This window comes from Paenibacillus larvae subsp. larvae (genome assembly GCF_002003265.1).
In the GTDB taxonomy this organism is placed as follows: domain Bacteria; phylum Bacillota; class Bacilli; order Paenibacillales; family NBRC-103111; genus Paenibacillus_H; species Paenibacillus_H larvae.
Map to the genome: position 1 here is coordinate 3,512,521 of NZ_CP019687.1, position 26,414 is coordinate 3,538,934.

Annotated in this window: 19 protein-coding genes, 1 tRNA gene, 1 other RNA gene and 2 pseudogenes; 20 read left to right on the top strand and 3 right to left on the bottom strand. The window is 42.8% G+C overall.

What is annotated here, in order from left to right:
- Positions 1 to 82: 82 nt before the first annotated feature.
- Both clpP and BXP28_RS18235 read right to left on the bottom strand, forming a co-directional pair.
- On the bottom strand, positions 83 to 664 hold the full coding sequence (clpP, locus tag BXP28_RS18230) for an ATP-dependent Clp endopeptidase proteolytic subunit ClpP (RefSeq protein WP_023485033.1): 582 nt from the start codon (positions 662 to 664) through the stop codon (positions 83 to 85).
- Positions 665 to 852: 188 nt separating this feature from the next.
- Positions 853 to 924 (bottom strand) — tRNA-Arg (locus tag BXP28_RS18235).
- A 276-nt stretch (positions 925 to 1,200) separates the two neighbouring features.
- Here BXP28_RS18235 and BXP28_RS18240 point away from each other — a divergent pair.
- The 20 genes and pseudogenes from BXP28_RS18240 to BXP28_RS18340 all read left to right on the top strand — a co-directional run bounded on the left by BXP28_RS18240 (position 1,201) and on the right by BXP28_RS18340 (position 25,210).
- Positions 1,201 to 2,228: pseudogene (locus BXP28_RS18240) on the top strand (sugar-binding transcriptional regulator).
- 56 nt (positions 2,229 to 2,284) lie between these two features.
- Positions 2,285 to 3,289: a type I glyceraldehyde-3-phosphate dehydrogenase gene (gene gap / locus BXP28_RS18245; RefSeq protein WP_036655810.1), complete on the top strand. Its 1,005-nt coding sequence runs from the start codon at positions 2,285 to 2,287 to the stop codon at positions 3,287 to 3,289.
- 138 nt (positions 3,290 to 3,427) lie between these two features.
- Positions 3,428 to 4,609 (top strand): phosphoglycerate kinase, encoded by a 1,182-nt coding sequence (locus BXP28_RS18250; RefSeq protein ID WP_036655811.1) that lies wholly within the window; start codon positions 3,428 to 3,430, stop codon positions 4,607 to 4,609.
- 21 nt (positions 4,610 to 4,630) lie between these two features.
- Entirely contained in the window at positions 4,631 to 5,383 is a 753-nt protein-coding gene (gene tpiA / locus BXP28_RS18255; RefSeq protein ID WP_023485037.1) for a triose-phosphate isomerase, read from the top strand.
- 1 nt (position 5,384) lies between these two features.
- Complete coding sequence (gene gpmI, locus BXP28_RS18260; RefSeq protein ID WP_036655813.1) at positions 5,385 to 6,923, top strand: 2,3-bisphosphoglycerate-independent phosphoglycerate mutase; 1,539 nt, start codon at positions 5,385 to 5,387, stop codon at positions 6,921 to 6,923.
- A gap of 156 nt (positions 6,924 to 7,079) precedes the next feature.
- Positions 7,080 to 8,372, top strand: a complete 1,293-nt coding sequence (eno, locus tag BXP28_RS18265; RefSeq protein ID WP_023485039.1) for a phosphopyruvate hydratase — start codon at positions 7,080 to 7,082, stop codon at positions 8,370 to 8,372.
- Positions 8,373 to 8,440: 68 nt separating this feature from the next.
- Positions 8,441 to 9,154, top strand: coding sequence for a M50 family metallopeptidase (locus BXP28_RS18270; protein WP_023485040.1), 714 nt, complete (start codon positions 8,441 to 8,443; stop codon positions 9,152 to 9,154).
- 132 nt (positions 9,155 to 9,286) lie between these two features.
- On the top strand, positions 9,287 to 9,523 hold the full coding sequence (secG, locus tag BXP28_RS18275; RefSeq protein ID WP_024093006.1) for a preprotein translocase subunit SecG: 237 nt from the start codon (positions 9,287 to 9,289) through the stop codon (positions 9,521 to 9,523).
- A 287-nt stretch (positions 9,524 to 9,810) separates the two neighbouring features.
- Positions 9,811 to 12,315 (top strand): ribonuclease R, encoded by a 2,505-nt coding sequence (rnr, locus tag BXP28_RS18280; RefSeq protein ID WP_023485041.1) that lies wholly within the window; start codon positions 9,811 to 9,813, stop codon positions 12,313 to 12,315.
- A gap of 254 nt (positions 12,316 to 12,569) precedes the next feature.
- Entirely contained in the window at positions 12,570 to 13,049 is a 480-nt protein-coding gene (smpB, locus tag BXP28_RS18285) for an SsrA-binding protein SmpB (protein ID WP_024093008.1), read from the top strand.
- Between the two features lie 157 nt (positions 13,050 to 13,206).
- Positions 13,207 to 13,573: a transfer-messenger RNA gene (gene ssrA / locus BXP28_RS18290) on the top strand.
- Between the two features lie 1,059 nt (positions 13,574 to 14,632).
- On the top strand, positions 14,633 to 15,028 hold the full coding sequence (locus tag BXP28_RS25275) for a recombinase family protein (protein WP_158442218.1): 396 nt from the start codon (positions 14,633 to 14,635) through the stop codon (positions 15,026 to 15,028).
- Positions 15,029 to 16,293: 1,265 nt separating this feature from the next.
- On the top strand, positions 16,294 to 17,100 hold the full coding sequence (locus BXP28_RS18310; RefSeq protein ID WP_023485043.1) for a hypothetical protein: 807 nt from the start codon (positions 16,294 to 16,296) through the stop codon (positions 17,098 to 17,100).
- Positions 17,101 to 17,420: 320 nt separating this feature from the next.
- Complete coding sequence (locus BXP28_RS18315) at positions 17,421 to 18,422, top strand: AAA family ATPase (protein ID WP_036657362.1); 1,002 nt, start codon at positions 17,421 to 17,423, stop codon at positions 18,420 to 18,422.
- Positions 18,423 to 18,434: 12 nt separating this feature from the next.
- Entirely contained in the window at positions 18,435 to 19,106 is a 672-nt protein-coding gene (locus tag BXP28_RS18320; protein ID WP_023485045.1) for a hypothetical protein, read from the top strand.
- Complete coding sequence (locus tag BXP28_RS18325) at positions 19,061 to 21,004, top strand: S8 family peptidase (protein ID WP_051427966.1); 1,944 nt, start codon at positions 19,061 to 19,063, stop codon at positions 21,002 to 21,004. The genes BXP28_RS18320 and BXP28_RS18325 overlap by 46 nt, the downstream gene beginning before the upstream one ends.
- A gap of 440 nt (positions 21,005 to 21,444) precedes the next feature.
- Positions 21,445 to 21,672, top strand: coding sequence for a hypothetical protein (locus tag BXP28_RS25790; protein WP_036655818.1), 228 nt, complete (start codon positions 21,445 to 21,447; stop codon positions 21,670 to 21,672).
- A gap of 603 nt (positions 21,673 to 22,275) precedes the next feature.
- Complete coding sequence (locus BXP28_RS25280; RefSeq protein WP_024093014.1) at positions 22,276 to 22,452, top strand: reverse transcriptase domain-containing protein; 177 nt, start codon at positions 22,276 to 22,278, stop codon at positions 22,450 to 22,452.
- Between the two features lie 397 nt (positions 22,453 to 22,849).
- On the top strand, positions 22,850 to 22,921 hold the full coding sequence (locus BXP28_RS25285; RefSeq protein ID WP_357549387.1) for a hypothetical protein: 72 nt from the start codon (positions 22,850 to 22,852) through the stop codon (positions 22,919 to 22,921).
- A gap of 487 nt (positions 22,922 to 23,408) precedes the next feature.
- Positions 23,409 to 25,210: pseudogene (locus BXP28_RS18340) on the top strand (adenine deaminase).
- A 234-nt stretch (positions 25,211 to 25,444) separates the two neighbouring features.
- Here BXP28_RS18340 and BXP28_RS18345 read toward each other — a convergent pair.
- The gene (locus BXP28_RS18345) at positions 25,445 to 26,314 is read right to left on the bottom strand and encodes a VOC family protein (protein ID WP_023485049.1); all 870 of its coding nucleotides are present in this window, start codon (positions 26,312 to 26,314) and stop codon (positions 25,445 to 25,447) included.
- Positions 26,315 to 26,414: the final 100 nt, after the last annotated feature.

Sequence of the window (26,414 nt, forward strand, 5' to 3'; positions counted from 1 at the left end):
ACTGATTTTTTGCTTGGAATAAACATTTCGGAGTTGAATCAATTTCATAATTGTGAAATTGATTCAGTTTGGAACAGATTCATTAAACCCGCTCGATGACTTTATCAATCAATCCGTACTCCTTGGCTTCTGAAGCACTCATGAAATAATCACGGTCCGTGTCACGCTCGATTTTTTCAAGAGGCTGGCCTGTACGTTCGGACAGGATCCGGTTTAGGTTTTCCCGCATTTTAATAATCCGTTTTGCCCGGATTTCAATGTCCGTAGCCTGGCCTTCCGCACCGCCGAGAGGCTGATGAATCATCACTTCACTGTTAGGAAGGGCATAACGTTTGCCGACGGCACCCGCATTCAGCAGGAAAGCTCCCATGGAAGCGGCCATCCCTACACAAATGGTGGAAACGTCGGGTTTAATATATTGCATCGTATCATAAATAGCCATACCTGCCGTAATAGAGCCGCCCGGGCTGTTGATGTACAGGCTGATGTCTTTATCCGGATCTTGCGCAGCCAGGAACAGAAGCTGGGCAATAATCGAGTTGGCCACTGCATCATTCACTTGAGTGCCAAGAAAAACAATCCGGTCTTTAAGCAAACGGGAGTAAATGTCATAAGAACGTTCTCCTCTTGCATCCGGTTCTACTACCATTGGAATAAAACTCATAACGAGTATACCCTCCTTATCGTTCCATCTTTCGTGGATGGTGTATGATTTCAAGTATCTACAAATATGATAACGAAAAAACGTTTTAAGGTCAAGAAAGGTCAAACTGTTTGTTGAATGCAGCAATTAAATAAAAAACTGTCCCTGCGCCATTCATCATGACTCAGGGACAGCTTATGAAGTAAAAACGCGCCCGCGAGGGATCGAACCTCGATCTCAGGCTCCGGAGGCCTGCGTCATATCCATTGGACCACGGGCGCAAAATAATATTTCCAAACATTCTATTTTGATAGATTGAAACTGAAACAGCAAAATTAATTATACGTGTTTGGTTACGAAAAATCAAGCCCCACAAAAAAGGTTTATGGGCACCATTACTTTCAATGAATTTTCATAATCAGGACGGAAGGCGAGTTGATTCTTTAAAGGGGGTCGTATATAATGAAGCGTGTAAAGGAAATTTTTTTGGACCATATGGGACTAAAAATGCACTCGTGGGACATATTAAGTCCAATAATTAAAATCAGGAGTGTACGATGAGAAAGATCCTTGATATTCAAAAACAGCTTGTCCCTGATATGCTGCGAATCTTGAATAAAAGATATACCATTTTGCATCAGATCAGGATATCCGGGACGATAGGCCGCAGAACACTGGCCGGTTCTCTTGATATGACAGAGCGTGTCCTTCGGGGTGAGGTTGATTTTATGAAGGCTCAAGGCCTGATTCAAATTGAAACTTCCGGCATGAGAATCAGCGAAGAAGGAACCAAGGTTTTGGACGAACTGGAACCGATGATGAAAGATATTCTTGGCCTTACCCATATGGAGCAGCAAATCTGCGAGAAATTCCGGATCAAGCAGGCAGTGATTGTCCCGGGAGATTCCGATACTTCCTCTTTTACGAGAAAAGAGCTCGGGCGGGCCGGTGCTTCCGTACTGCGAAAGTATTTATCGGACAATGATATTATCGCAGTTACAGGCGGATCTACAATGGCTGAGGTAGCCAATCATTTATTGGCTTCCGGTAATATGAAAAACAGCTGTTTTGTTCCGGCCAGAGGAGGTCTGGGTGAAAGTATGGAATTCCAGGCGAATACCATAGCTTCCAACATGGCCAAAAAGACCGGAGCGCAATACCGTCTGCTTCATGTTCCGGATCATTTAAATGAAGAAGCCTATCAATCTCTAATGAAGGACCCGAATATTCAGGAAAGAATGCAAGTGATTCGGGAAAGCCGCATTGTAGTTCATGGAATTGGAGATGCTATGGTTATGGCCAGACGGCGGAAAGTAGACCAGGAAACAATCAAAAATTTACAAAAAGACGGGGCATTAGCCGAGGCTTTTGGATACTACTTTAATAAAGACGGCGAAGTTGTTCATAAAATGTCAACAGTTGGTTTAAGATTAGAGGATATTCAGAATACTGAAATAGTGATCGGTATTGCCGGGGGAAAAGCAAGGGGGAAGCAATTGCTTCCGTGCTTAAATTCGGCCACCAGGACGTACTGGTTACAGACGAGGCTGCTGCCATACAGCTTATGCATGATGTGTTATCTTGACAGGCCTCTGGCTTGTCTTGAAATATACAATTAGACAATACTAGGAGGAAATGAACATGGTAAAAGTTGGTATTAACGGTTTTGGTCGTATTGGACGCAACGTATTCCGCGCAGCTCTGAACAATAAAGATGTTGAAATCGTGGCGATCAACGACTTAACTAACATAGCAACCCTGGCTCACTTGCTGAAATACGATACTACTCATGGCGTACTTGATGCAACTGTTGAAGCTGGTGAAGGTGAAATTAAAGTAAATGGTAAATCCATTAAAGTATATGCTGAACGTGATCCTCAAAACCTCCCTTGGGGAAGCCTTGGTGTCGAAATCGTAGTGGAATCCACAGGAATCTTCACTGCAAAAGAAAAAGCGGAAGCTCATATCAAAGCCGGTGCGAAGAAAGTTATTATCTCCGCTCCTGCAAAAAACGAAGACATCACCATCGTAATGGGCGTTAATGAAGATAAATACGATGCAGCAAACCATCACGTTATTTCCAACGCTTCTTGTACAACAAACTGCTTGGCGCCATTCGCAAAAGTACTTGACGAGAAGTTCGGCATCGTAAAAGGCATGATGACAACTGTTCACTCCTATACAAACGACCAACAAGTGCTGGATCTGCCTCACAAGGATCTTCGCCGTGCCCGTGCGGCAGCTGAAAACATCATTCCTTCCACAACTGGTGCCGCAAAAGCAGTAGCTCTTGTTCTGCCTCAACTGAAAGGGAAACTGAATGGTATGGCTATGCGCGTTCCTACTCCTAACGTATCCGTAACTGATCTGGTAGTAGAAACAAGCAAAAATGTAACGGTGGAAGAAGTAAACGCAGCACTGAAAGAAGCTGCCAACGGCCCGCTGAAAGGAATTATGAACTACTCTGAAGAGCCGCTTGTATCCAAAGACTACAATGGTGACCCTGCATCCTCCACTATCGATTCCCTGTCCACTATGGTAGTAGGTGACAACTTATTAAAAGTAGTTTCCTGGTACGATAATGAGTGGGGTTACTCCAACCGTGTAGTTGATCTCGTTAACTACATTGCAAGCAAAGGTCTGTAATTTGGATCAGTCATTCATAAGGGACAACTAAGAGGTGAAGAGGAGAAGCAATTCTCCTCTTTCCCCTTGATTAACTTGCCAAATAACCAGTGGAAAGGCCGGAAAGGTATCCACGGAAAGAGCATAGGAGGAAAACGAATGAACAAGAAAATTGTTCGCGATGTAGAAGTTGCAGGAAAGCGTGTATTCGTTCGCGTAGATTTTAACGTTCCCCTCGAAAACGGTCAAATTACTGATGATACTCGAATCAGGGAAACCCTTCCTACAGTGAAATACTTAATTGAGCAAGGCGCTAGAGTCATCCTGGCCAGTCACTTGGGACGTCCTAAAGGACAAGTGGTGGAAGAAATGAGACTGACTCCAGTAGCTAAGCGTTTGTCCGAACTGCTTGGTAAACCGGTGGTGAAAGCGGATGTTGCCATTGGTGCGGAAGCAAAAGAAAAAGCCGAGCAGTTGAAAAACGGCGAGGTTCTTCTTCTTGAGAATGTTCGTTTCTACCCGGGTGAAGAGAAGAACGATCCTGAACTGGCTAAAGCTTTCGCAGAGCTGGCCGAGTTGTACGTGAACGACGCATTTGGTGCTGCTCACCGTGCCCATGCTTCTACAGAAGGTATCGCTCATCACCTTCCAGCCGTATCCGGTCTTCTTATGGAAAAAGAGCTCGATGTGCTGGGCAAAGCTCTTACCAATCCGGAAAGACCTTTCACAGCCATCATTGGCGGAGCAAAAGTAAAAGATAAAATTGATGTTATTAATAACTTGCTGAATCTGGCAGACAACATCATTATCGGTGGAGGCCTGGCATATACATTCTTGAAAGCTCAAGGAAATGAAGTCGGTAAATCCCTTGTAGATAATGAAAAAATTGATTTAGCCCTTGGTTTTATTAACAAGGCTAAGGAAAAAGGCGTAAATTTCTTATTGCCTAAAGATATTATAGTTGCGGATGATTTCAGTAATACGGCCAACACCAAAGTTGTGGCGGTAAACCAAATTCCGGCTGACTGGGAAGGCCTCGATATCGGACCTGAAACCTGTAAACTGTATGCGGAAACCATTAAGAACTCCAAGCTGGTTGTATGGAATGGGCCAATGGGTGTGTTTGAAATGGATCTGTTTGCAGAAGGTACGAAAGCAGTTGCCCAGGCTTGTGCCGAGACAGAAGCTTATACCATTATCGGTGGGGGCGATTCTGCAGCCGCGGTTGAGAAATTTAAAATGGCGGACAAAATGGATCACATCTCCACAGGTGGAGGGGCTTCCCTGGAATTCATGGAAGGCAAAGCCCTGCCGGGTGTTGTGGCCCTTCAAGATAAATAAAACCAGAGAGGAGTGGCGAGCATGAGAAAGCCAATTATTGCAGGGAACTGGAAAATGTTCAAAACCGTCTCTGAAGCGGTGGAATTTGCAAACGCAGTGAAAGGGAAAGCAGAAATGAACGGAGTGGACAGCGTGGTATGTGCCCCTTTCACTAACCTTCCGGCGCTAGTGGAAACGTTCAAGGGAACCTCTATTAAAGTCGGTGCACAAAATATGCATTTTGAAGACAATGGAGCTTATACCGGAGAAATCAGCGGTATCATGCTGAAAGATCTCGGGGTAGAATATGTGATTATCGGACATTCGGAACGCAGAGCCTATTTCGCAGAGACAGATGAAACAGTAAACAAAAAAGTGCATGCTGCGTTCAAGCACAGATTGACTCCAATCGTCTGTGTAGGAGAGAAACTGGAAGAACGGGAAGCGGGACAAACAAAAGAAGTATGCAAAGTTCAAACGGAGGCGGCATTCCAAGGATTAAGTGCAGAACAGGCTAAACAGGTAGTGATTGCGTATGAACCGATCTGGGCGATCGGAACAGGCAAATCTTCTACTGCTGAAGATGCCAATGAGGTGATTAGTTATATTCGCGGACTGGTAAGCTCGCTGTATGACAAATCCGTAGCGGATGAAGTTCGCATCCAATATGGCGGCAGTGTGAAGCCAGGAAACGTGCGCGAATATATGGGTCAATCTGACATTGATGGCGCTCTCGTAGGAGGAGCAAGTCTTGAACCTGCTTCCTACATTCAACTCGTTGAGGGGGCGAAGTAAGATGTCCAGACCCAAACCGGTTGCTTTGATCATCTTAGACGGATTTGGACTTCGTGAAGAAGTACACGGTAATGCAGTGGCTCATGCCCATAAGCCTAACTATGACCGCTATTGGTCTGCTTATCCTCACACAACTTTAACTGCATGTGGAGAGGCTGTTGGCCTTCCGGCGGGACAGATGGGGAATTCGGAGGTAGGCCATCTGAACATTGGGGCAGGAAGAATCGTATATCAAGATCTTACCCGAATCACCAAATCCATTCGTGAAGGAGAATTCTTCCATAACGACACGTTAAGAGCGGCTGTCTTGCATGCCAAAGAACACGGAAAGAAACTGCATGTATACGGACTTCTTTCTGATGGCGGGGTACACAGCCATATTTCCCATATGTTTGCCATGCTTGAAATGGCTAAGAAAGAGGGGCTGAAAGACGTATATTTCCATGCTTTCCTTGACGGACGTGATGTGGCTCCTGATTCTGCGGGCAAGTATATGGAAATGCTGCTGAACAAAATTACGGAAACAGGGTTAGGAAAGGTAGCGACAGTCCAAGGGCGCTATTATGCTATGGACCGCGATAAACGTTGGGAACGTGTAGAGAAATCTTACCGCGCTATGGTATATGGCGAAGGCCCGAAGTATACTGATCCTATGGAGGCTATTAAAGAATCCTACTTAAAATCCGTTTATGACGAATTCGTCATGCCTACAGTTATTGTGGATGAAGCCGGTAAACCGGTTGGCCTTGTAGAGGATGGGGACTCGGTTGTCTTCTGCAACTTCCGCCCGGACCGTGCCATTCAGCTTTCCCAGGTATTTAAGAATAAGGATTTCCGCGGATTTGACCGTGGGGATAAAGCACCCAAAAACCTTCATTTTGTCTGCCTGACTTTGTTTAGTGAAACAGTGGACGGTTACGTTGCGTATAAACCTAAAGACCTGGACAATACATTGGGTGAAGTTGTTTCCCAGAATGGTTTGAAACAGCTGCGTATTGCAGAGACTGAAAAATACCCGCACGTTACGTTCTTCTTTAGTGGAGGACGGGATATTGAGCTTCCTGGAGAAACCCGTGTGCTGATTCCTTCGCCGAAAGTCGCCACATATGATCTGAAACCGGAAATGAGTGCTTATGAAGTGGCGGCGGCAGCAGTTAAGGAAATTAATGAGGACAAGCATGACATGATTATCCTGAATTTTGCCAATCCTGATATGGTAGGACACTCCGGTATGCTGGAACCGACCGTTAAGGCGATTGAAGCCACGGACGAATGTTTGGGACAGGTGGTCGAGGCCATCCTGGCCAAAGGCGGCGTAGCATGCATTACGGCCGACCATGGAAATGCCGATATCGTCATCGACGATAATGAGCGTCCAATGACCGCCCATACAACCAATCCGGTACCTTTTATCGTAACAAAACAGGGAATTTCCCTTAGAGAAGGCAGTATTTTGGCAGATATCGCGCCGACTCTGCTGGATCTGTTGCAAGCCCAGCAGCCTGCTGAAATGACAGGCACAACTATTATCAATAAATAATTCCTTGCCTTGAATTTTAACATTCATTATGAAATCCGCAGGAACGACTCTCTCCTTTACGTCCATACAACGTTTTTGCGCTGCAGCAAATCTTTAGAAAGAGAGTCATCCTGCGTTCAAAAACCCCATACACATTAATGAAGGAGTGTCAGAATAATGACTATTATCTCAGACGTTTACGCCCGCGAAGTCCTTGACTCCCGCGGTAATCCTACTGTAGAAGTAGAAGTATACCTTGAATCCGGTGCAATGGGACGCGCAATTGTTCCTTCCGGTGCTTCCACTGGTGCTCATGAAGCTGTTGAACTTCGTGACGGAGACAAAAGCCGTTATCTGGGTAAAGGAGTATTGAAGGCCGTTGAGAATGTGAACGAAATTATCGCTCCTGAAATCATTGGTCTGGATGCTCTGGATCAAGTCGGCATTGATGGTAAAATGATCGAGCTTGACGGAACTCCTAACAAAGGAAAACTGGGCGCAAACGCTATTTTGGCAGTCTCTATGGCTGTTGCCCGTGCAGCTGCTGAAGCTCTGGATGTACCTCTTTATGTATACCTTGGCGGATTCAATGCCAAAACGCTTCCTGTTCCAATGATGAATATCATCAATGGTGGTGAGCATGCGGACAATAACGTAGACGTACAAGAGTTCATGATTCTGCCTGTTGGCGCTCCTAGCTTCAAAGAAGCTCTTCGTACAGGTGCTGAAATCTTCCACAACCTTAAATCCGTTCTGAAAGATAAAGGCCTGAATACAGCTGTTGGCGACGAAGGCGGCTTTGCACCTAACCTTTCTTCCAACGAAGAAGCTATCCAAACGATCATCTCTGCGATTGAGCGTGCCGGATACAAGCCTGGTGAAGACGTATTCCTCGGTATGGACGTAGCTTCTACTGAATTTTACAAGGATGGCAAATACCATCTGGAAGGCGAAGGCAAATCCTTTACTTCTGAGGAGTTTGTAGACCTGCTTGCTTCTTGGGTGGACAAATACCCGATTATCACCATCGAAGACGGATGTTCTGAGGACGACTGGGATGGCTGGAAACTGCTTACCGAAAAACTGGGCAGCAAAGTACAGCTGGTTGGTGACGACCTGTTCGTAACGAATACTGAGCGTCTGAGCACAGGTATTGAAAAAGGAATCGCTAATTCCATTCTGGTTAAAGTGAACCAAATTGGTACTCTGACTGAAACCTTCGATGCAATTGAAATGGCAAAACGTGCCGGATATACTGCTGTAATCTCCCACCGTTCCGGTGAAAGCGAAGACAGCACCATTGCTGACATTGCTGTAGCTACTAATGCCGGACAAATTAAAACAGGCGCTCCTTCCCGTACTGACCGTGTTGCCAAGTACAATCAGCTTCTTCGTATCGAAGATGAGCTGTCTTATGTAGCCCAATACGGCGGAAAGAAAGCCTTCTACAACCTGAAAAAGTTTAAATAAGCAAAAGTTATAGCAAATTAACTTTTCCAATAAGCTTGAATAAGTGAGATGGAGAGGGGGAGCTGAATATGGGAAAAAGACCATGGATGACCACAATTCTTTTGTTGATCGCATGTGCCTTATTGACCCGGCTGGTTCCCTTCTCCTCTTTTTTTAGGAACGTGGATACCATGATCCATGAAACCGGGCATGCTGTGGTTACGCTGCTTCTTTCCGGGAAGGTGAATTATATTGAGCTGTTTCAAAATCATGGTGGTGTTACATATTCGGTAGTAGTCGGGTCATGGAAAATGATTCCCATAGCGCTGGCCGGTTATGTAACAGCTTCCTTGTTTGCCGTATTTATGTTTTATGCCCAAAGCCAGGGTAAACAGCGGCTTGGTCTACAGGTTATCACAGTAGTAGCCTTGCTGGATCTGCTGTTATTTGTCCGTAATGGGTTTGGCATCGCTTGGTTGTTCGGATTGATCGCATTGAATGTCGCCGCTTTGTTTTTTGTACCAAAATGGCTTCAAAACGGTTATTTTATACTATTGGCCTTTTTGTGCCTGGAGGAATCCGTAGTTGGCCCCATCACACTTGTCCGGTTTGTTTTTTCGGGCGGGGGTGCCGCTGGAGATGCTGCTAACCTTGCTAAATTCACAAGCATTCCGGGACTGGTATGGGCACTGTTTTTTCTGGGATTCGCCTTTTGGTGTGCTATGAAGTGCATCAAGCTTTTCCTCGGAAACCATAGTTCCAAACAAAAACAGCTCCCGCCTTATTCGCGGAACTTGAGTTGATTCAAGAAATCCTTAAGAATATGAGTAAGTTATTGTAAAATGAAAACTTTTATGATACACTTACACTTGCTGATCCAGTACCTTTTGGCGATTGGATCTATTTTAAATACGTACAGGCTATGAGGTGTAATAATGGAAATTGCATTGAAGATTGTGTTGATCATAGCATCCATCGGCTTAATTGTAGCCGTCCTACTGCAAAAAGGTAAAAGTGCCGGATTGTCCGGGGCCATTTCAGGTGGTGCCGAGCATTTGTTTGGAAAACAAAAGGCCCGTGGCATGGACCTGTTTTTATCCCGCGTAACAATGGTATTGGCTGCAATATTTTTTATTCTGTCGATCGTGGTTGCTTTCATCGTTAAAGGATAACAATGTGAATATAAAACCCAAGGAAGCATGAAGAACAGTAGGACCCTGAACACCTGCTGTTTTTTTGTGTTTTAAAACCATACTGATTTCAACAGGAAAAATATGACATTTTCAAGTAATTCGAAGCTGGTTCTTTCCTGAGATTCACGGAGTTAAGGATACATAATAAGCTGATAGCAAAAGGGCTATACTGAGAATGGGACTTATCGGTTTTTACGGCTGCTAGTTCAAGTTTCGGGTAATGGATGGAACAAAGGTCTGTACAGAAAAGAAGGTGAATTCAATATATGATAACAGAACAAGATATTTTGGATTTTATGAGGGAAAGTGCTTATAAGCCGATGACCTATCAGGAACTGGAGAAACACTTTCAGGTCTCGGATGCGGAAGAGTTTAAGCAATTGCTTAAAACCTTAAACGGACTTGAGCAAGAAGGCTATATTTTGCGTACACGGCATGACCGTTATGGAGTACCGGAAAGGATGAACCTGGTAAGAGGCCGTCTGCAAGCTCATCCCAAAGGATTCGGTTTTCTGATTTCCGATGATCCTGATCAACCGGATATATATATTCATGCTAATGATATGAACACGGCGATGAATGGCGATACCATTTTGGTTCGGATTACATCAAAAAGTGTCTCCGGCGGGAAAATGGAAGGGGAAGTTGTACGGGTCGTCAACAGGGCCAATACCGAGATCGTAGGAACCTTTCAACAGCATGAAAGTTACGGTTTTGTACTTCCGGATGACAGAAGGGTACAGAGGGATATTTTTATTCCGGCAGCAGCATTTAAAGGAGCGGTTGACGGGCAAAAAGTAGTGGTCAAGATCGTGCAGTATCCGGAGGGACGGGCTGCGGCCGAGGGAGAAATTATTGAGATTTTGGGGCATAAGAATGATCCTGGCGTAGATATTTTGTCCATTATTCGCAAATACGGGCTGCCCGAAGCTTTCCCTGACGAGGTAATGGAGGAGGCCCTTGCTGTCCCCGAGAAAATCACGGAGGAAGAAATCCGCGGAAGAAGGGATTTAAGGGACAAGCGCATAGTAACCATCGATGGTGAGGATGCGAAAGATCTGGATGATGCAGTAAATGTGGAACGTTTGCCGAACGGAAATTATCTGCTCGGTGTTCATATTGCGGATGTCAGTTACTATGTGAAGGAAAATTCAGCACTTGACCGGGAGGCTTATAGCCGGGGATGTTCCGTTTATTTGGTTGACCGGGTAATCCCGATGCTTCCGCACAGGCTATCCAACGGGATATGTTCTTTAAATCCCCAGGTAGACCGGCTTACCATGTCCTGTGAAATGGAATTTGACCAACATGCGAACGTAGTCCGGCATGATGTATTTACAAGTGTGATAAAGACAAGTGAACGTATGACTTATAACAATGTTCGCCAGATTTTAAGCAGTGAAGAACCGGAATTGCTGGAACGCTATGATTATTTGATAGATGATTTCAAACTGATGGAAGAGCTCGCGATGAAACTTCGCAATAAACGGATGAAGCGGGGGGCCATTGATTTTGATTTTCAGGAGTCTAAGGTTTTGGTCGATGAAAATGGTAAACCCTATGACATTATCAAGCGTGAACGCTCCATAGCGGAAATGATTATTGAGGAATTTATGCTGGCTGCAAACGAAACCGTCGCGGAACATTTCCATTGGCTGAAGGTACCTTTTCTTTACCGTGTACATGAGGAGCCAGATGCGGAGAAACTGATGCACTTTATGGAATTCATTACGAATTTCGGTTATGTAGTGCGGGGCAGGGGCAACAATATACATCCAGGGTCTTTACAAACACTGCTTGAGGAAATCAAAGGAAAAAAGGAAGAGACCGTTATTAGTACGGTGATGCTCCGTTCTATGAAGCAGGCGCGTTATGACTCCCATAGTCTGGGGCATTTTGGCCTGGCTGCGGAGTTTTATTCCCACTTTACGTCTCCCATCCGCCGCTATCCTGACCTGGTGATTCATCGTATTATCCGGGAAGTGTTGGAGAAGGGATCCTTTTCCGAACAAAGGCATGAGTATCTGAAAGGCCGGATGGAATATATTGCCCGGCAATCTTCCGAACGGGAACGTAAAGCTGTTGATGCCGAACGGGAAACAGATGCACTCAAGAAAGCCGAGTTCATGCTGGATAAAATCGGGGAAGAATTTGAAGGAATTGTATCCAGTGTGACAAGCTTCGGAATGTTCGTTGAGTTGGAAAATACCGTAGAGGGATTGATCCGTTTAAGCGGTTTGACGGATGATTACTATCATTATCATGAAATGCAACATGCCTTGATCGGGGAACGGACTTCTAATATTTACCGGATAGGCGATGAGGTGAAGATCCGTGTGACTGCCGTAAATATGGATGAGCATACCATCGATTTTGAGATGGTCGATATGAAGCCGCGCTCCCGGAAGTACAATGTGGTGGAGCGTAGCCAGAGTAGGGGCCGGGGTAAGCGAAGCGTCAAGTCCGGCTTTGTATCACGCAAGGGCAAAAAAGGCAGCAAGGACATCGTGGGCATAGCTAAAGGTGACAAGTCCGCCAAGAAAGCCGGAAAAACCGCTAAATCGGGCAAAGCAGGAAAAGCGGACAAGGTAAAGGCTGCCGCAGGCAAACGTTCCTCCGGCAAGAAAAAGCGGAACGGGGAAAGCACGCCGGGCGGTGAACAGCGCGTACAAAAAGCCGAAGGTCCAGCAGAAGGCTTCGGCGGTGATTGGGCGAATACAGTAAATGCACTCGGCAAGAATGCCCGTGCTGCCAAGAAGCGCCGCAAGTAGAACGGGACGAAGAATTGTAGTAAACTGAGGGTCTACAACCCGCCGGGCAGTATCGCACCGTTCGTCTGGAGAATCGTATGTGAACGATTCACAGTCATGCAGTTAGCTTGAGGGTGCCTGGCCCAAGATTCATGGCTCAGTTGATTTTGGGTCATGATCTTGGTACAATTAATAATCACGGAATCCCTTTTAGATTTTGAAGGGAATCAGTTTGTCTGAAGGCGATTGAGGGCCTATGGGGGAGAGTGGAATTCATGGCGAAGAAAACGGATGGTAAAGTATTGGCTCAAAACAAAAAAGCTTCCCATGATTATTTTATCGAGGATACGTATGAGTGCGGGATTGTACTGACCGGAACAGAGATCAAATCTTTGCGGCAGGGCAAGGCCAATATCTCGGATGCGTTCTCGACTATCCGGAACGGGGAATGTTTTGTGCATAACATGCACATCAGCCCTTTTGAGCAGGGAAACCGTTTCAACCCGTCAGACCCGACCAGAGCCCGTAAATTGCTGTTGAAGAAGAGTGAGATCAACAAACTATTGGGACAGTCCAAACAACAGGGTTATGCTTTAGTTCCATTGAAGATCTATATCCGAAACGGCTATGCCAAGCTGCTTTTGGGATTAGGCCGAGGGAAGAAGCAATACGACAAGCGGGAGACCGCCGCAAAACGGGATGCCCAGCGTGATATCCAGCGCGCACTGCGCGAGAGGCAGAAAGTAGCAAGATAACCCGCTTTCATCTCCTTGGCAGGAGTGGTAAGGGGCGGTTTTGTTTCCACCAATGTGTACTGAAAAAAGTATATGAATGTGCTATACTGGTTCATGTAGAGATAGAAAATGAGCTTCCTGTTCGAAGCTCGTTAGATCCGGCATCTCCTTTTTATACGGGGGCGTTTTTGGATTCGACGGGGATAGTTCGAGCATGGGTAGCGGGTAGTGGGGACGCGTCCGCTTTATCAACGCTAACGCCAAATTTAAACGGCAAACAACAAAACAACTACGCTTTAGCAGCTTAATAACCTGCTTGCGTGCTCCTGCTTTGCATCGCCCATGTGCCAAGTTAGGGGCTCAACTTTAGTGGGCTACGCTGTCTAGTCTCCGCCTGAGGCTAGCTGAAGAAGACAATCAGGCTGACCTGTGAGAAAGCCGGTTACGGGGCGGGCTTACAGGTGACATTAAAACCGTGACTACACCCGTAGAAGCCTATGTGGCGTTATCTTTGGACACGGGTTCGACTCCCGTCGCCTCCATATGTAGTATCAGAAAAGCGACCTTAATCGGTCGCTTTTCTGCTTGTTCGAAATCGAAGGGATGGGTGATCCGTATGGTTACTTGGTTTCCGGCTTCTCTGAATCTAAATAAGAAATATTTCTGATGCTACACGGAGCAGTACCGCTCCATATAGCGTTTTGATATCACCTCGGAGTAACTCCCCTTTCATCGGCTTCCCTTCGGTCATCCTTTTTCTTTTTCGCTGATCCCCAAGCGTACCGAAATCTTATCCCAGTAAATCCGGCCCCTATCCCTCCGGACAGACGGTGAAGAAGATGTATCTCAATTTCAGCAAAAAAAAAGTGTTAGGACTCAAAATGATAATTGAAAAGTTTGATTAACGGAATTTTCCTTTTTTCAAACTCTAGACGTTAAAGTTGGTATTTCAAAATCTTTTATCATCGTTTACATACAAATATATGTTATCGATAGTAGTGTAGATGTTTTGACATTCTTGGCTAAAATCTTTGCACTCGGAGGGTAGAATTGGCATATTCCAGCTTTCATGTATAGTTGATTAACCTCTGGTCTATGATGCATGATATACTTAATAAATTCTTCTGTGCTGATGCTTTTGGACTGATATTCTTTGTAATACTCTATTGCCTTCCAGGCATAAGGTAGCATTTCTCTCAAAAGTAATTCAGCGGAATCAATCACATTTTCTTTCGACCCTATATGTTCTTTTGATGAATCCTTTGAATGACTTATATTAATGATTCTACTTAATTTTAATACCCACCCAGTTTGTTGTTTGAATATCTGTTGTGATCGTGTGAGTAATATAAAGCCAACCAACATGTACTGGACTCTTTCTTTAGTCCGATCGTTTTTGTAGTATTTCAAGGTTACTTCCTGAATGATTTTTTCCAGATTACTTCTTTAGGGTGGTGACGATCTAACCGAATAATTGTACGCTATACCAGTACAGATATCCATCTGCTGTACAATGGTATATCTCGTTTTATCTTTTGTCTCCCATTCAAGTTTAAGACCCGCATCCCTTTGATGTACGTCAGGTGCATTTAACATCCGGGCCAGTGAGGGGATATTCAATCAGTACATTTACGAAGGGTAAGGGATATCATAAGATTGCTTTCAAACTTAATGATCGGAAGATTCCATCACAAAAAGGCGGTAGATGGCCGCAAACACGATCCGTGCATTCATCTACAAAGAATTGTACATTGACTGTAAGGTATGGAACATGCAGGTTTATCAGCGAGAATGCCCATCCAGCCTTGATGTCCAAGGAATTGTTTGAGATATGCCAAGAAAACGCCAAGAAGCGGCATAATGGCGGTGGAGAAACGAACAAGCCATTTGACACAAAGACGATCTCGCCGTTCTGGCTTCGAGGGGTAATGGTTGCGACAAGTATGATACCCAAATGGTTGGAAAATTCGGGTTCTACCCGAACTAAGAATGGCGGATAACGGTATTACACTTGCGGTGGCTATTTGAGGAAGGGGAAAGAGTTTTGTTCTTATGCCGGGAAAGACTGGGTTGAGGAATTAATAGTTACAAACTGCGTACCGCGTTGTTAAGGTTGTCGGTGGACAACAATTTATTGAAGAAATCTGGTTGTATCATAACGACAAAACCGAGCATTTGATCGTCCAGTAATCCAATCTAAAGACAGAAGTCAGCTTTCTGAAGAACAAGGTTCAGACCATTGAAAACGACATAAAATCGGGCAAGGTAAAATCATGCCATCGGGAAATGTTCGACGAGATGAACCAGAAGCTACAGATGAAGATGGTGGAGTACGAAGCTCTTGCCCAGGGTATTACAGCGATCGATATTTGAAGAATATATTGCATCGGTGAAGTACTACATTCGGACTTTTATCAGCCTGCTGGACGACGAGATAACTAATCGTAATTGTTGTACCGACTCGCCGCCGGGGGAAGTTTATTTCATATGTTTATTCAATGGAGACGAAAAAGGGTTTTTTTAACAATACAGTTAAAATATGATGACACAGTTATTTGGGAAAACCGTAGTCAAAGAATGGTAAAAGCTTTGTGAATAAGCAGGAATTTGTCTGATAGTGTGGAAATTTAAAGTAGGAATATAAGTAGTGGGATGCGGGTTGAAGGTCCCATCTCGCTGCTAGTATTTTCGAATACCAGAGGTGAAAACTTTGCCTATAGATAATTCTAAATTTAGCACTTCGAGGAATTAGCCAACAAACGATTTCCTAGATCCATGCAAAAGCTCTTATTATCGAAAAAGTACAACGTAACCATGTTTACTGAGCCAAATGGGATTGGCCCAACTTCACTATTGAAGAAGGTGGGTATGAGCAACGATTTTAAGGGTCTGTATGTATTCTGGAAGATGATTAGTCTATTTTACGCTGGCATATCCAGAAAAGTCATCAGACGTATTCGTCAGCATTGTTTTAGGACGAAGTCACTTGATGCGAGTCTAGCCTTCAATGGCTCCATCAGTCAATTCGATGAAAGGAAAACGTAAAGAGTTAATGACAATGAAGACTTCAATGCAGTTTTTATTGAGATGAAAAGGAAAATAATCGGAGTACAGGTCAGTTTTTTTCCTTGATAATGATCTGGAGCTTTTTCTATTCGAGACAGCTACGTATCTCGATACCTCAAAGTGGAATACTTTTAGAACTCATTAGATGAATCAAATATTATTATAGATGTACTATAAATAGGTAAGGGGAATATTTTGAATGGATTTCAGTACGTGGCTTAGTATTATTGGCATTATTCTAACATGTGTTGGATTATTGGTAACGGTAAATAAAACTAAAACGATCCAAAAAAATAGTCATAACCAAAATGTAAGCGATAGCTTCAATAACGTGAAGGTAATAGACAAAAGAAAAACTATTTATGAACATCATGAACACCGTAATCATCATCAGTATACAACAATTAACCCTACAACAGTTCAAACCGTTTCAGTAAGCCAGAGTGACAAAATAGGGATAATGATTGTCTATGGATTTTTGGCAACAGCTTTCTTTGGTTTATCAATATTTTACTTTATCCAATATAAAGAATTAATTATGAGGATTTTTACTGTAGTTTTAACAATGGGATTTCTCATCACGTTTCTAGTTGCATACTATAAAAGAAGTGTATCAGTTTCGTTTAAGTACTATCTTATAATATACTGGTTTGTGATTTTCGGGCTTATTATATTAATTAACAATCCCATTTATCAACCAGAACAATTAGATAATGCGATAGGTAAATTTTCGAATATCAAAGTAACCGATGCTCCAAGGACCTTATGGGATTTACAACAGAATAGGAATAAAATGGAAGCGTACTTTTTAATATTCCAAATAGCTGGACTTGGTTTGGTGATATTTTATATACTTAATTACTTTGCTCTAGTCTATAAAATCATTACCAATAAAGCACTTCAACCACTCAGATCAATCGTAAAAACGGATGGAGTTTTTATTTTTATTATAGTAGCTTTTATTAGCGGAGCCCTTGTTAAATTTATTGATTTTCTTCAGAGATAACGTAATGAATATAATAACGGGATATTGTTTGGTCGTGGTGCCACTGGATGTTAGGCTGATGTATTTTGATTCGTGGTTGGAGTTGTTCAAGGGCCGAAAGAAAAGAATGGGGGAATAATAAGTAGAGGTAAACATGGAATATTATACGTATGTGAGGTAGCAGTATTGATTGGTTGTTGATTTAGATCGTTCGAAATAATAGTACAGTGACGAGTAGTATAACTTGGATTATAATGGCGATAAGATCAAGTTAGGTCTGTTGATAAATGGAGGATACCACGCATACGTATGTATTTCAACTGGGAAAGGACATTTTCAATATGAACGCTGATTTATATAAGAGGCTTTTTAAAGCTATTTTCTCAGAGGATATTGTAGCATTAAAAAAAATTGCCGACCTCATTATTTCGAGTGAACGAGAAAAAAATCATGGGGTTTTAGCAAACTCCCTTGAAAAAATTAAATATAATGAAAAGCCGAAAGTGAATAATGGATTTGCCCAATATAGAAACGAAAGAAATAATGGCAGTGGCATGGGTGCATTACCCACGAGTAAACGAAATGACATGCCATTAGTCTCTTATGTTCCTCGGGATCAATTAAAACATCATATGATTCTAAATGAGGATATTGAAAATAGACTTTTATGCATTGAAAAGGAATATGCGGCTAAAGAGCGGCTGGCTAAATTCAACCTTTCTCCCAAAAAAAAAGTTTTATTGTACGGCGATCCTGGTTGTGGTAAGACCTTAGCAGCAGAACGTTTGGCATGGAATTTGGGATTGCCTTTATTAAAAGTACGGTTTGATTCATTACTATCCTCATACTTTGGAGAGTCTGCTTCAAATCTACGAGCTGTTTTTGATTATTGTAAAAATGAACCTGTGGTACTGTTACTCGATGAATGCGATTTTATTGCCAAATCCAGAACATCCGGTCAGGACGTAGGTGAAGTCCCGCGGATTGTAAATATGTTGTTAATGTTACTTGATGAATATAAATCACCAGGCTTAGTGGTGGCTACTACTAACTTGAAGGTTTCACTTGATGAGGCTTTATTTAGAAGATTTGATGATGTCATTGAGATACCTAAACCATCAATTAATGAAATAAGAAAATTATTAATTACCACATTTTCTGCTATGAATGTAAGTAAAGATATAGATTGGGATATCCTTTCTAAGAAACTCGAAGGTCATTCTGCTGCAAATATTGTATCTATAGCACAAAACGCAGCTAAAAGTTGTGTTCTTGATGGATCAAACTTCGTAAAAAAAGAACATATCATGGGAGTAATCAAGGATATCACCATGAAATATTAGTGAGGTGGAGCTATGTCGGAAAGAAACAATTTTTCACATCTTCCTTTACCTTTAGTTTTAGCCGGTAAACCAAAATTTCGAGGTATGGGAATACCCAATCCAAGGACAAATGAAAATAGAAGAAATCGAACTAGCCATGGGGGATATATTAAAAGACAGGCCACTCAGTTATCTAAATTGTGGAATGAGAGACAAGAAGAACGCCTAAGAGAGCATTTACCGGAAATTAAAACAGGTATCCCTATTTTATTGGAGATTGATCCGAGTAATGATGTAAGTTTCTTAAAAAACCTTGGATTTGAAGTTATTTCTGAACTTGAAAATGGGTATGTAATAGTTTCAAATGGCGATACAGAATTTGCTACGTTAATTAAAAAAACAGAAGATTTTATAAATGAGGTCTCAAGGAATTGCAATACCCCAGCTCGTGTATATAAATTTCATGAGGAAGATACTCGCTTGAAAAAAATACTTGGGAAGAATTTAATGAGTATTTGGGCAACAATAAAAGATGATGAAAAATATGAAGTTGATGTAAGTATCAGTTGCTCTGGTAATATTTTTACGATAGATCAGCCGCCAGAAAAGCCTCATGATATTAGCGATGAAGAATATAAAAATAGCATAGTGTTCATAAATTGGAAAAAAAGTATTACGAGGCTTATGATCGTTGGGATGAATTAAAGTCCGAAAGAGAGCAGCAATTCGAAAGCTTTATTAAGTCCTACAACGGAGAGTTTACTGGGTCATTCATAGATGGCGAACAAACCTATCTAGAATTTTGCGATAGTTTTTCAGTTAGAGTAAGGATAAATGGAAAGTGTTTAAGGGACTTAGTATATAACTTCTCACCCATATTTGAAATTGAATATGCTGGGAAGTTGTGTATTGGAAAATCTGCTACGGACATTGTTAGAGATATAAATCCGGAGTTAGAAATTCTTCCTCCTGACGATGATGCACCAATTATTACAGTTATTGACAGTGGAATTCAAGAAGGACATAAATATATTGGGCCGGCAATTCTTAGTGATGACTCTAGATGTTATGTCAAAGGAACAACCTCAGTTGCTGATGAAGTAGGAAATGGGGGACATGGAACAAGAGTTGCAGGAGCAATTTTGTATCCTTTTGAAATTCCTCAATCGGGTACATATAAATTGCCGTGCTTTATTCGAAATGCACGAGTTTTAGATGAAACCAATGGACATTCTATTCAAAGTAGAGTTTTTCCTCCCCTTACTATAAAAGCCGTCGTTAAAGACTTTGCAGAGAATTTTACTAGAAAAACTAAGATTTTTAATCATTCCATTGCTGAGATTAGTTCATGTGAGATTGAGCATATGTCACCATGGGCTGCTGAAATTGATATGCAGAGCTACGAACATGATGTTTTGATTATACAAGCCGCAGGAAATGTTTATGACACTACTATAAAAGAATTTTACAATGAGGGTAAATCATATCCGAAGTATTTATTCGATGAGCGGTCACGAATTGCAAATCCAGCACAAAGCATGCAAGCTCTTACTGTCGGTTCTATCACATATTCAAATTATGAAACGGAAGATTCTATTAGCATTGGTGGGGAAAATGAACCTTCTGCTTTTTCCCGATCTGGTGCAGGAATTTGGAATTCAGTAAAGCCGGATGTAGTTGAATATGGTGGAACTTGGGTGAAAAATAAAGAGGGTAATGATGTACGACTTACTACACCATCGGATGTTTGTCCTGAGTTACTTAGAGTATCACCAGAAGGATCTGCATTCTCAAAAGACATGATAGGAACATCATTTTCAACACCTAAAGTTTCATATATTGCTGCTGAAATCCAAAAATTATTCCAAAATTCCCCAGCGTTATTGTATAGAGCATTGATAGCACATTCTGCTAGATGGCCAATAAGTGTTAATGAAAAATTTGCTAACGCACAGGAAATTATTCGGCATGTTGGTTATGGACTTCCCAATGTAATTAGGGCTACTCAAAACGATGAATATCGTATTACTTTGGTTACAGAAAACACTCTATATCTTTCAGAAGGCCAGGCTCATATTTATAAAATACCTATTCCAGAAGAGTTATATGCTATTGGTGAAGATTATGATATTCGAATAGATATTACTTTATCATATGTAGCCAAACCAAGAAACACAAGAAGAACAATTAGTAGATACTTATCTACTTGGCTTGACTGGAGATGTAGTAAGATTGGTGAAAGTATTGATTCATTTGCAGAAAGAATTTTCAATACAGGTGCGTCTGTTGATGATGATGGTAATTTTAATTGGGTAATTGGTGAACAGAGTAATTACGGTCAAGCAAAAGATTTTTCTCGCTCTTATAGTACATTACAAAAGGATTGGGCTATAGTTAAATCAAACCAGTTAACTGATAGTTTCTGTATCGCTGTTCGTGGACATAAAGGCTGGGATGCGAATGAAGCCGCAAGATATTCTTTAGTAGTTAGCTTTGAAGCCATAAATCAGGATATAGAAATTTATGAAATGATACGTAATCTTGTTGAAGTTGAAATTGATAACTTGGAACAGGAAATTGAAGTAGAGAATGTTACTGAGTAAGAATCATTTTTAAAGTTAATAAAAGTTTTGAAACAAAATTTCAAGATAGTTCCTGTACTCTGTGAAAAAACTACAGTATTTGTTGCTAATAGATTGATTTAACATGAATTCTCTGCGGGCTTGATTTCAAGTGAAAGGGCTAACAGAACTTCAAGGGAGTCATAAGACAATCCAGCCCGCTATTACATGTAAAATCACAATCTTTTTACCCTTTTCGAGTAACGGGAGTATATGATAGAGAGGGGTTACGTGGGAAGTTAGGGATTACTTCACAAAAATCTTTTTTTGAAATATATTCATGTAAAAATTATATTGATCCTATCTTAATGACCTTCTAATTGGATAGGTGACATTTTAAATGGTTTTACGAAGATGTAGAAGAATGAGAAACATTTAAATATTTAGTACTGATTATGCTATAAAATTAAGATTTGGACGTTATGGGGTTTAACTTAATACATACAATTAATGAGTTTCATTCGGAAAATGATAAAGAATATTATATTAACGAGTACGTTAACGATGAGTGGGAAGAATTGCTGTTCGAGAATTATACATTTGATGGTTGGCTATCAGCGATGGAAAAAATTGTTAATTCCGAGAAATACTACTTTGAGTTAAAAGAAACAATCATTTATAAAGAGACTCAGTATTATATCATATACTAGAAATACTATGCTAAAGAAGATAGGATATGTGAGTTATCTTTGCCGAACTTAGCAAAGAATTATACTGCGAACGAAAAAGTTATTGTTTTAACTGAGAGTAACTGGGAAGCGAAAGGGCTGAAAAGTTTGCTTTCTCGTTATCTGGAGCTTTGTTAACTTTCGGAACCGCCATATGCGGACCCGCATGTACGGTGGTGGTGTGCTGTGAAAGGCACATCCCGCCCCTGCATTACGCTTCGCTATTTCGACCTTGTCTTTCTGTGACTTGTGTCTTTTCACTTACCATCATGATGCAGGTTCCTGTGTTTCACATCAGAGCCTGATATGCACTCATGCTGCCTTAATACCGTTTGCCAAGCAGCCAGCCCGGCGGAACGCGAGGACTCGGCATTCCGACAGTCGGAGACAGAGTAGCTCAAATGGTAATGAAAATGTATCTGGAGCCGAGAGTAGAACCTATATTCCATATAGATTCCTATGGGTACCGTCCAAACAAGTCAGCGATTGATGCATAGGTCAAGCAAGGAAAAGATGCTGGAAATATGACTTTGTCTTAGAATTGACATAAAAGTTCTATTCGATAACATCAATCACGAATTACTAATGCGTGCTGTGCGAAAACACATAAGTGAGCTATGGATATTGATGTACATAGAAAGATGGCTCAAAGCACCATTCATCAATTCGGAGAATCAGTGGATTGAACGCAAAAGCGGAACACCGCAGGGAGGCGTCATAAGCCCTGTACTTGCGAATCTTTTTATGCATTACGCATTTTGACTTGTGGATGAAACGAACAAATCCAAACGCACCGTTTGAAAGATATGCAGATGATGCCATTATCCACTGTAAAACGCAAGCGGGAGCGAGGTAGATTCTGGAAAAGCTGAAGAAACGACTAGAGGAATGCAAATTCGAATTGCATCCAACGAAAACCAAAATGGTGTATTGCAAAGATAAGGATAGAGTGAAGGAATATCCGGTCACCGAGTTTGAGTTTTTGGGATACACCTTTCGGAGGGTATTCATAAAAGACAGATTGGAGAGGTTACAGTTTAACTTTCTGCCATCGGTGAGTTTGAAATCAGCCAAAGCCTTCAGAGACAAGATAAAAGCTCTGTGAATTCATAGCCATACTGGCAGTAAAATTGAAGTGATCGCTGAAATGCTATCTCCAATGTTTAGAGGATGGCTCAACTACTTCACAAAATTCAATCCATCAGCAGTAAAATACACATTGACTATCTGAACCGCAGGTTAGTCAAATGGGCGATGTGTAAATACAAAAGGCTCAGAGGACATCGCACCCGAGCGGAAAAATGGCTGAAAGAACTTGCAAAAAGGGAACCCAATATGTTTCCACATTGAGCTCTCGGAATGATACCGTAACTGGCTGAATGATAAGAACCGTATGAATTGAGAGGTTCACGTACGGTTCTGTGAGAGCCTGAAGGTGAAACTCCTTCGGGCTACTTGACTGAGAGGACGGGGGCTACCCCCCTCCTACTCGATTGGGGCATAACAAGAGATTTGACCATCTTCCCAACGAGCGTCTCTCTACGGGTATTTTGGTGATGTACGACGGGTGGGCAGCCTCCATGCTACACATCAGACGAAATTCAAAAAGAAGCCGCGTCCATTATCTGTAATCAACAGATTTTGAAATCTTCTTCCAATCCTTTATAATTGAACAAACAAAAAATACTCATCATACTTCAAAGGAGACATTGAAGAAAATGGGATCAACAGCACACTTTGCTAGACCGCATCTTGCCGATTGCGTGCCTGACTTAGTAGCTACGGCCAGAGGAGATAAGAAAGCGACGCTTGTTATTCAACATGCAAAATTGGTCAATGTTACCTCCGGAGAAATATTGGATGACATGTCTATAGGTGTGCAAGGTGCCCGGATTGCTTTCGTAGGGAAGGATGCAAGCCACCTGATTGGGGACCATACCCGGATTATAGACTCAGAGGGGCGTTATGTTGCGCCCGGTCTGTTGGACGGGCACTGTCATATTGAGAGCAGCCAGATTACGCCGACAGAGCTGTTCTGGTTAAAGGAACGACGGGCGGATTCTTCGATGCACATGAGATAACAAACGTGCTTGGACTGACGGGGTTAAGGCTTATGCTTGAGGAAGCAAGAACTACACCGCTCGCTGCTTATATGCAGGTGGCTTCCTGTGTGCCTTCGACCGGACCCGAGCTGGAGACGGCCGGGGCTTCCATTGGTCCAAAGGAAGTGGCAGAAGCGTTCACCTGGGGATCTGATATGATCGCACTTGGTGAAGTGATGAACTTTCCGGGTGTTGTGTTCAGCGATGAGAAGATGATCGGAGAAATCCAAGCGGCTTTGCGCGCGGGAAGAGTTGCCGATGGCCATTATACATGGCCGGTTGATGATTGGAGATTGCCTGCGTATGCGGCAAGCGGCATTACAGGTTGCCACGAGAGCGTCAACGCAGAGGATGTCATTGCCCGCGTACGCCTCGGTATGTATGCGAAGATGAGACGCGGTTCCGCTTGGCATGATGTGGCGGAATCAATCAAGGCTCATACCGACTACGGTATTGATACACGCCGAATGATGCTTGTGACGGACGACCGCAGCCCGGAATCGTTAGTGGATGAAGGCCATATGGACTTCGTCGTACGTCATGCGATTGCCCAGGGTGTACGACCGGTGACTGCTTTACAGATGGCGACAATTAATACGGCTGAGCGGTTTGGCGTTACCCGTGACATCGGTTCCATTACACCAGGTGCATTCGCGGATATCATTATGCTCGATGGCAACTTGGCTGACGTGAACGTTACAATGACGATTGCTGCCGGACAAGTGGTTGCGGAGGATGGGTGTATGGTTGCCGACTTGCCTGAGTTCGAATACCCGGAAGCGGCAATTCGTTCTATACGCTTGGCCCGTTCCGTACAGCCGGAGGACTTCATCATTGAAGCACCGGTTGCATCAGGTGTAAAGACAGCAAGATCGATCCAGGTGAGGGAATCGAAGGAACTGCTCGTATCCGTCCGGATAGAAAACAGCATAGTCAAGCTGGATGGCGGTGACGATTTATGTAAAATTGCCGTGATTGAGCGCCATAAAGGGACAGGGAAGCAAGCTATCGGTCTGGTATCAGATGTTGGCTTCAACATGCCGGCAGCAATCGCTACGACAGTTGCACATGATTGCCATAATTTAATGGTTATCGGTAATTCCGATGCATTAATGGCGCAAGCGGCCAACGCGGTGGCTGACATACAAGGGGGAATTGCAGTTGTAACAGAAAACGGGGTTTCCAAACTTCCGCTTCCGATAGCAGGGCTTATGTCGAATGCACCCTTCGAACAGGTTGCTGAACAATCAAGGGCGGTAAGTGAGGCCTTGAAGAAGGCTGGCTGTACGATGAACTATGCATTCATGACGCTTTCTCTGCTTGCGCTGATAGTCATCCCTGAGCTCCGGTTGTCGGACATCGGTCTCATTAAGACGACAGAACAGGGCTTCGTTAAAGTTCCTTTATTTGTAGAATAATAGAAACATTAGCAAGTACCAGATGCTTCATGTCGGTGCCTAATTCTGAGTAAAGGGAAGAGTGGAGCTAAGGACCAAAAAATCAGGATAATCTCTCCTGATGAATTCTAATGTCGTTAATAGCTAAGAAGGTGGATATAGGATGAGACTTGAAACCGGACGCCTGATTCTACGGGAGTTTATGCCGGAAGATGAACAAGCTGTAGGAAGGGAAATTGGAGCACTGGCTTTTTGTCAGTGCTTTTCTTTTTTCAAAAGCTTAATCTTGTGCCCGAATGGATCGGTTACCCACAAGGAGCCTTGTTCGCGGACGGGGGTTACACCAATATTCTCCAACCCCTCCAGAGACCGTTTGAGACTGGCTTCATCCTCAAATTGAATAGAATAGTGAACTAATCCTACACTTTGAGGGTTCGGAGCAGCTATCCTTTTTCCATTCCAGGTATTTAACCCCACGTGATGATGGTAACCCCCCGCTGAAACGAAAAGAGCATGACCGCCAATGGTAAGAGTAATAGTCATACCGAGGCCTTGGTGATAGAACGTCCGGGCTTTATCCAGGTCGGATTCATGCAGGTGAATGTGCCCGATCACAGTACCCGCCGGGAGAGCGCTCCAGGGAGTATCATCTGCCTCCTGCAAGAGATTTTCTGCATCTAGAGGGTCGGTTACAGCAGTGAGAAAACCGTTCTGATATTCCCACAATTTCCTAAGGCGATCTGCATAGATTTCAATCCCGTTGCCATCCGGATCTGCCAAATAAATTGCTTCACTGAACTGATGATCGGAAGCTCCTTGAAGCGGATATCGCTCCTCAAGCAAATGAATAAGCGCCTTGGCCAAGTCTTTGCGCGAGGGCAGGAGAATCGCAAAGTGATACAAGCCGGTTGTACGCCCTTGTTTGGGGTAAACCGGATCGGGCTGTTCAATAGTTAAAAGTACATTTTCGCCATCCGCTGTAAGCATGGCTTTATTATCTGTTTGCTCCAGCACCTGAAAGCCGATCACATTTTGATAAAAAGCCAGGGAGGCAGGTAAATCGGTAACTTGCAAGTGAACTTTACCAATAGAAGCAGCCAGATCGTAATGAATCTGAGTAGACATTTTGTTAAATCTCCTGAGGGTATAATTATGTTAATTATTTACATGTTAGTTGTAACCATTTCAGTTCCATCTAATCCTACATTTATTATGGTTACTTATT